The organism is Mesorhizobium sp. M1A.F.Ca.IN.020.06.1.1 (assembly GCF_004023265.1).
Taxonomy (GTDB): Bacteria; Pseudomonadota; Alphaproteobacteria; order Rhizobiales; family Rhizobiaceae; genus Mesorhizobium.
Window position 1 is genome coordinate 1 of record NZ_RZSR01000237.1, and the last position, 7,089, is coordinate 7,089.

The following is a 7,089-nucleotide window of genomic DNA, read 5'->3' on the forward strand; positions in this document are numbered from 1 at the left end:
CAATGGCGCCGACCGTCACTGGGGTATAGGGCGGGCGGAATGTGGTGGTACCGACAGAGGGGATCGTAAGACCGCGCAATTCGGCCATGCGGGCAAGCGCGTTGAGGTTCGAAGTCTTGCCTTGGTCGGCAGCCATGCCGGAGGTCGTGTAACGCTTGAGATGTTCGACAGCGACGTATCCCTCAAGATGGGCCTGATCAATATCGGCGAGCTTCACGTCGTGTTGAAAGTCCACAAACGCGTTGCCCGGAGTGCTGCCATCTGCCTCGGTGATAACGGCGACCGGCATAAGATTGCGACCCCAGAAATCCGCGCGGCCAAATAACGCGGTTTCTTTCCCCGTGCCTCCACCAGCTCTATGACCCTGCGAGAGGGATTCTGTGAGCGATGGGGAACCGATGAGCGAGCCGACGCATGTGAAAGCGCCCTTCTCCGCCGGTGGCAGAAACGCGTCCAGCTCCTTCGCATATAAGGGCTTTCCAAAGCGCTGGCTCCAAAGGTGCAGCGTTGGTACCCAGCCACCGGATGCGGCGACAAGATCACAAGCGATCCGTGCGCTTTTGCCGGTTGCCTTGCCTTCTGGGGTAACGGGAGCAATAAGTGCTGCTTTTACGCCTTTGCCTCCCACCGCTTTTAGGACTGCATGTCCGGGCCGCAGGTCAATTCCGACGCTCTCCGCGATCTCGCCGAGCTGAGCTGGGATTTCGCGGCGTAAGTCGCAGATTGTTACCTTGGCACCTGCGTTTGCGAGTTCGATAGCGGTCGTGTAGGCGCTGTCATTGTTAGTTGCCACGACGATCCGCTCGCCTGCGAGCACAGCATATCGGTTCAGGTAACTACGCACGCCTGAGGTGAGCATGACGCCCGGCACGTCATTGCCGGCGAAAATCATCGGGCGTTCGATCGCACCGGTCGCTAGGACCACCCGATTGGTTCGCACGATCCAATAGCGCTGCCGCGGCTTTCCCAACGCAGGCGCGAATACATGATCCTGCACCCGCTCCACGAGGCCGAAGACCTCACAGTCGTAGGCACCGAACGCAGTCGTACGCGTCAAAACACGAACGTTGGGAAGATCGTTAAGTTCGGCATGTGCCTGGCCAAGCCAGTCGTCGGAGGGCGCACCGGCCGGCTCACTAAGAAGCGATCCGCCCAGGCCGCGGTCCTGTTCTACTAGGATGACGTTGTCGCCCTTGCGGCCGGCTGAGAGGGCAGCGGCAATTCCGGCAGGACCTGCACCGACGATTAGAACGTCGCAGAACGCATTGACTTTTTCATAGTGGTCCGGATCTGGAAGCGTCGACGCCCGGCCCATGCCGGCCGCCTTTCTGATTAATGCCTCGCAGAACATCCAGAATTTTGTACCGCTGAAAGGGCCCACAAAGGTCTTGTAGTAGAAGCCTGCCCCGAAGAAGCGAGACATAATCCCGGTAACAGCTCCAATATCGAATTGGAGACTCGGCCAGGCGTTCTGAGGCGTCGACGCCAAGCCGTCGAAGACTTCCACCATCGTCGCCTGTGCGTTTGGCTCATGCCGATTACCATCTCGAAGGTGAACGAGAGCGTTAGTCTCCTCGACACCCGCTGCAATTAGACCGCGTGACCGGTGATATTTAAAACTGCGGGCTATAACCCGCTGGCCGCCAGCAAGCAAAGCCGAGGCTAAAGTATCGCCGGGATGTGCGCGGAAAGTTCGACCGTCGAATTGAACGGTGACCTCGCTAGACCGATCAATCCGCCCGCCGGTCGGGAGCCGCCGCGCTGTCATACCGCCACCTCGCGAGCCAAGATAGAACCAAGGATTTCGTGGGTCAGCGTATCGCGTTCAACCCGAATCCATTGTCTGCACCCCGCGACGTGATGCCAGTATTCCTTGTGCAGACCGCGAGGGTTCTCGCGGATAAAAACGTAGTCGTGCCATATCTTGGGATCAGTTTCCTCCATATCAGGGCGGCGAAGAGTTGCATCCTCGCCGTAGGTGAACTCGGTTTCATCCCGCAGCCCGCAAACCGGGCAATGAATTCTAAGCATGGTTGAACCTCAATGCGCCTTTGGATGCGGGCCGGCGCCCGTTTCATCGATCTGGTAACCGCGCTCGAAGCGCTTCAGCGTGAATTCTGCGCTGTCCGGATGCGGTTCTCCTCTTGCAATGGTCCAAGCGAAGCAAAATCCGGATGCAGGTGTCGCCTTGAAACCGCCGTAGCACCAGCCGCCGTTCAGCCAAAGTCCGTCGACGGGCATTTTGCCGATGATGGGAGAGCCATCCATTGTCATATCCATGGCACCCGCCCAATGCCGCAGCAGCCTTAGCCGCGAGAGAGAAGGCATCAATGCCTTCGCGCTTTGAAGCGTATGCTCGACGATTGGGAGTCCACCGCGCTGAGCATAGGAGTTGAACCCATCAAGATCGCCGCCTAGCACAAGCCCGCCCTTATCAGACTGGCTGATGTAAAAGTGCTCCGCCCCGAAAACTATCACGTGATCAACGAGAGGCTTCAGCGGTTCGGTGACAAATGCCTGCAGGACGTGAGTCTCTATCGGCAGGCGAAGCCCTGCTTTGGCTGCCAGATGGCTAGTATGGCCAGCAACCGCGAGCGCTACCTTGCTTGCGCGGATCGGGCCACGGCTTGTCTCGACTCCAACTATCTGTCCATCGTCCCACAGGTAGCCGGTCACTTCACACTGCTGGATGAGATCGATCCCCTGTTTGTCAGCCGCGCGTGCGTAGCCCCAGGCAACTGCGTCATGGCGGGCGGTGCCGGCGCGCCCCTGGTATGCTGCTCCGTATATGGGAAAGCGCGCGCTCTCAGAGTAATCGAGGTACGGAAGTCGCTTCATGACCTCTGGGCGATCGAAAAGTTCGGCGTCGATGCCGTTCGCACGCATGATGTTGGTGCGTCGACGTGCCGTATCCCCCTGCCCCGGCGAATGGAACAAGTAGTAATAACCGCGCCGCGACATCATTACGTTGTAGTTTAGCTCTTGGCTTAGATTTTCCCAAAGCTGCATCGATCGCTCATAGAACATGGTGTTGCCGGGCATCATGTAATTTGAACGAACAATAGTCGTGTTGCGACCCGTGTTGCCGCCCCCGAGCCAACCCTTCTCGAGGACGGCGACGTTTCGTATTCCATGCTCTTTGGCGAGGTAGTAGGCGGTGGCAAGGCCATGACCGCCACCACCCACGATGATAACCTCGTAAGCTGGCTTCGGCGCCGGATCGCGCCAAGCACGCGACCAGTGTTTGTTGCCAGATAAGCCATTGCGGAGAATGGAGAAGGCGGAATAGTGACTCATGCAATTCCCCGCACAGTCGGACTCGGTACCCTGCCGGGAGCAAATCCCGCCTACCCCCACCCTCGGAGCTTTACCGACATCTTCAGTGAGTGAATTACGTCTGTAGTGAAAGATCGGTTTTCCGCAGGGTTGACCTTCGAGACTCTACTTCGGCGCCATGACTGGCGTAAAGCACCGATTTGCTCACGAATTGCTAGGATTTGGTTGCAGATTGCGATATCAAAACGAGCAGAATGCGAGAGGTGGAGCAATGGACGATTTCGATAGGCGACTAATTGCGCTTCTGCGCCTGGATGGGCGAATGCCAGTTGCAGTCCTTGCTGCGAAACTGCAGGTTTCGAGAGGCACGATCCAGAAGCGTCTAGATCGGTTGATATCTTCCGGTGCAGTGCGCGGGTTCACGGTGCGCACTCGACAAGAACTGGACGAGACGGTTTTGCGCGCGGTGATGGGGGTAAGGACCACTAGCAAGAAACCCGCGGCGCTCATCAAGGCGCTCAACGGAATTCCTGAAGTTGTGTCTCTTTATACGACCAATGGGGTCTGGGATTACATCGCAGAACTCCGCGCCGAAGGCCTTTCCGATCTCGACCGTGCACTTCGAGAAGTACGCAGCATTGACGGAGTTGCCTCAACAGAGACCAGTATCTTGCTTGGGGCAGTATAACGTTATTCGCATCCTTCGGTAGTTATCCGTCACGGTCTGCCTGACATCTAGGCTTGTCGCCGGGCAGTAACACCGGTCGAATCGCCGGCGCGGCGCGATTCCGGGTCCATAGGTGTACGTCTATCCCTACACTTTGTTGGTGCTTGCCGGCGAAACAAGGGGCTCTTTAGGCGCGGGCCTGCGCCCACATCCGCCGCCACGAACAACATCACGCTTCTGAAACGCCCGTTTCGCCGCGAAGGTATCAAATTGCCAAAGTCGCCCTAGCAATAAGTGCAAAAAATATGTCATGTCGATAGCAGACGTTAGCTTTACGCTGCGCACAGGGTAGAGATACATCGTATTAGAGACGTCAGGAGAGCAATCGTGAACGAACGAAGTTCTGTGCCGCATCCCGCTGGTGGTATTGCACTCGACAACTCTCCTTTGACGCCCTCGGATATCGACCAGATCATCAAGGCAGTTGAAGGCCGCTTCAATGAGCAGGTCGAGTTTTTGGCGCAGTTGGTCCGTACCCCCTCTCTGCGAGGCATGGAAGCAGGCGTTCAAAGGATAGTATCCGACGCGCTCCAAAAACGTGGCTATGACGTGCAAAGGTTCGCGATCGATTCCGATCGTATCGGCAAAGATCCGGCTTTCTCACCGACGAGCTTTGCCCTCAAAAATTCGACCGTTGTTGTAGGCTTGAAGCGGACGCCGCGCGAAGGCGGTAGGTCTTTAGCGCTCAACGCACATGTTGATGTTGTGCCGGTCGGCACAAGCGGCCGTTGGAAATATGAGCCGTTCTCGGCCACTCGCGACGGGGACTGGCTTTATGGCCGCGGCGCGGGCGATATGAAGGCTGGCCTGACTGCAAACCTGTTCGCGCTCGATGCGCTGTCGGCCGCGGGCTATAAACTGAAAGGTCCAGTTCAGTTTCAGTCAGTGATTGAAGAAGAGACCACGGGCAATGGAGCGGCAATGGTCCTAGCCGAGGGTTTCCACGCCGATGCAGTTCTGATTTCGGAGCCTACAAACGAGAAGCTTGTCAGCGCGAATACCGGGGTCTTGAAATTTGCTGTCACAGTCCGGGGGGTTCCCGCTCACCCCTTCGAGGTTGCGGCGGGTAGGAGCGCGATCGATATAGCTATTCGCACTATCGAGCGTCTCCGCCAGCTCGAGCAAGAGTGGATCGCGGAGAGACCCATATCCCAGCCCGATTTCGCTGGCGTTGACAACCCGATAGCTTTGACGATCGGCACCATATCGGGAGGCGAGTGGCTTGCCTCCGTGCCAAGCGAATGTCGATTTGAAGGCCGGATCGGCTTCTACCCCGGCGAGGTGGCAGAGGCGCGAGCCTCCAGGTTTGAGAGGTTCCTCAGACAGGCATTTTCGAGCGACCCGCAGTTGAAAGGATGTCCCGCGCCAGAGATCGAATGGGTGGGCGTGAAGCAGGGCGGATATGTTCTTACGCCAGGAGGCGAAGCGGAAGCGCTTCTGGCCCGAGCGCATTCCCTGGCTGAAAGTTCCCAACGGGAACTTCAGCGCTTTGTGATGCCTTGCTACCTCGACGCTGCAGTCTTCACCCTACACGGCAACATGACCAGCCTTGTCTACGGACCGGTTGCCGAGCACATTCATGCCGTTGATGAGCGCGTGAGTCTATCGTCGCTGTTGCGTGTGACCAAGGCCATCGCTTTGTTTGCCGCTTCTTGGTGTGGAATAGAGGTCGCGGCCGAGCAGGCATAGCCTTCTACCGACAGCATACGTCGGAGCGAAAGGTCCCTGATGTTCCGCGCTTTCCCATCCAAGCAGGGTTCGGTCACCATCCAGATTTCTCGCCGCAGATGCGGCAGCGAAAGGCAGGTCTTATGACGATCAACATCAAGGACATTAGCGAAAAGGACCATAACTCTGTCCTTCACCCTTTCACACAACTCAAGGACTTTGCCAGCGGCAAGCTCGGCGACCCGACGATCGTGGAGACGGGGAAGGGCATCCGCATTCAGGACGCGCACGGCAACGAACTGATCGATGGTTTCGCCGGCCTCTATTGTGTCAACGTCGGTTATGGTCGCACCGAGGTCGCCGAGGCGATTTCCCGCCAGGCGTATCGGCTTGCCTACTACCATTCCTACGCAGCGCACACGACCGATGAGCTTGCGATCCTGTCCTATCGTTTGGTGCAGATGGCGCCGGGCAGGATGAGCAAGGTGTTTTACGGCATGTCCGGCTCGGACGCGAACGAGACCCAGGCCAAGCTCGTCTGGTATTACAACAACCTGCGCGGCAAGCCGACGAAAAAGAAGATCATCTCGCGCGAGCGCGGCTATCACGGCTGCAGCGTCGTCTCCGGCTCGATGACCGGCATGAGCTTTTACCACGACCACATGGATTTGCCGTTGCCGCAGATCGAGCACACCGGCGTTCCGCATCATTACTGGGGTGCTAACCCAGGTGAGACCGCGCGCGAATTCTCAGCACGGCGGGCCGAGGAACTCGATCAGCTGATCCAACGGCTGGGGCCGGACAAAGTCGGCGCCTTCATCGCGGAGCCGGTGCTCGGCACGGGAGGTATTACGCCACCACCGGAAGGCTATTGGGAAGCAATTCAGCCGGTACTCAAGAAGCACGACGTGCTTCTGATCGCCGACGAAGTGATCACCGGGTTTGGCCGTACCGGCTCCATGTTCGGCTCGCAGCACTATGGCATCGAACCCGATCTGATCACCGTCGCCAAGGGCCTGACCTCCGCCTACTTCCCGCTCTCCGCTTCGATCGTTGGCGAGAAGGTCTATAAGGTGCTTGAAGATGGGGCCGACAAGGTCGGCGCCTTCTCACACGGCTATACCTATTCCGGCCACCCGATCGGCGCGGCCGCTGCCAATGCGGTGCTCGACATCGTCGAAAAGGAAGACCTGCCCGGCAATGCCCGCGAGGTCGGCGCCTACTTCCAGGCTCAGCTCCGGGAGAAGTTCGCGCAGTTGCCGATCGTCGGTGAGGTCCGGGGCGTCGGTCTCATGGGTGCCATCGAGTTCGTCGCCGATCGCGACAACCGCAAGCGTTTTGATCCAACGCTGAAGGTGGGCGCCCGCGTCTCCAAGGCGGCGCGTGAGCGCGGCCTCATCGCCCGTGCCATGCCGCAT

The 7,089-nt window shown here is 58.3% G+C and carries 6 protein-coding genes; 3 read left to right on the forward strand and 3 right to left on the reverse strand.

Annotation, left to right across the window (positions count from 1 at the left end):
* From EOA60_RS12950 to EOA60_RS12960, 3 genes are all read right to left on the reverse strand, one after another.
* The coding region (locus tag EOA60_RS12950) for an FAD-dependent oxidoreductase (protein ID WP_245502552.1) at positions 1–1,510 on the reverse strand (1,510 nt) is incomplete at its 3' end.
* Positions 1,511–1,764: 254 nt separating this feature from the next.
* Positions 1,765–2,031, reverse strand: coding sequence for a sarcosine oxidase subunit delta (locus EOA60_RS12955; RefSeq protein WP_127335809.1), 267 nt, complete (start codon positions 2,029–2,031; stop codon positions 1,765–1,767).
* Between the two features lie 9 nt (positions 2,032–2,040).
* Complete coding sequence (locus tag EOA60_RS12960) at positions 2,041–3,297, reverse strand: sarcosine oxidase subunit beta family protein (protein ID WP_127335808.1); 1,257 nt, start codon at positions 3,295–3,297, stop codon at positions 2,041–2,043.
* A gap of 250 nt (positions 3,298–3,547) precedes the next feature.
* Between EOA60_RS12960 and EOA60_RS12965 the strand changes: the two genes are divergently transcribed.
* The 3 genes from EOA60_RS12965 to EOA60_RS12975 form a co-directional block, all read left to right on the forward strand.
* Positions 3,548–3,964 carry an Lrp/AsnC family transcriptional regulator gene (locus EOA60_RS12965; RefSeq protein ID WP_127335807.1) on the forward strand — a complete coding sequence of 139 codons (417 nt, stop codon included), beginning with the start codon at positions 3,548–3,550 and terminating at the stop codon, positions 3,962–3,964.
* 366 nt (positions 3,965–4,330) lie between these two features.
* Positions 4,331–5,692, forward strand: coding sequence for an ArgE/DapE family deacylase (locus EOA60_RS12970; RefSeq protein WP_127335806.1), 1,362 nt, complete (start codon positions 4,331–4,333; stop codon positions 5,690–5,692).
* 122 nt (positions 5,693–5,814) lie between these two features.
* The coding region (locus EOA60_RS12975; RefSeq protein WP_128311442.1) for an aminotransferase at positions 5,815–7,089 on the forward strand (1,275 nt) is incomplete at its 3' end.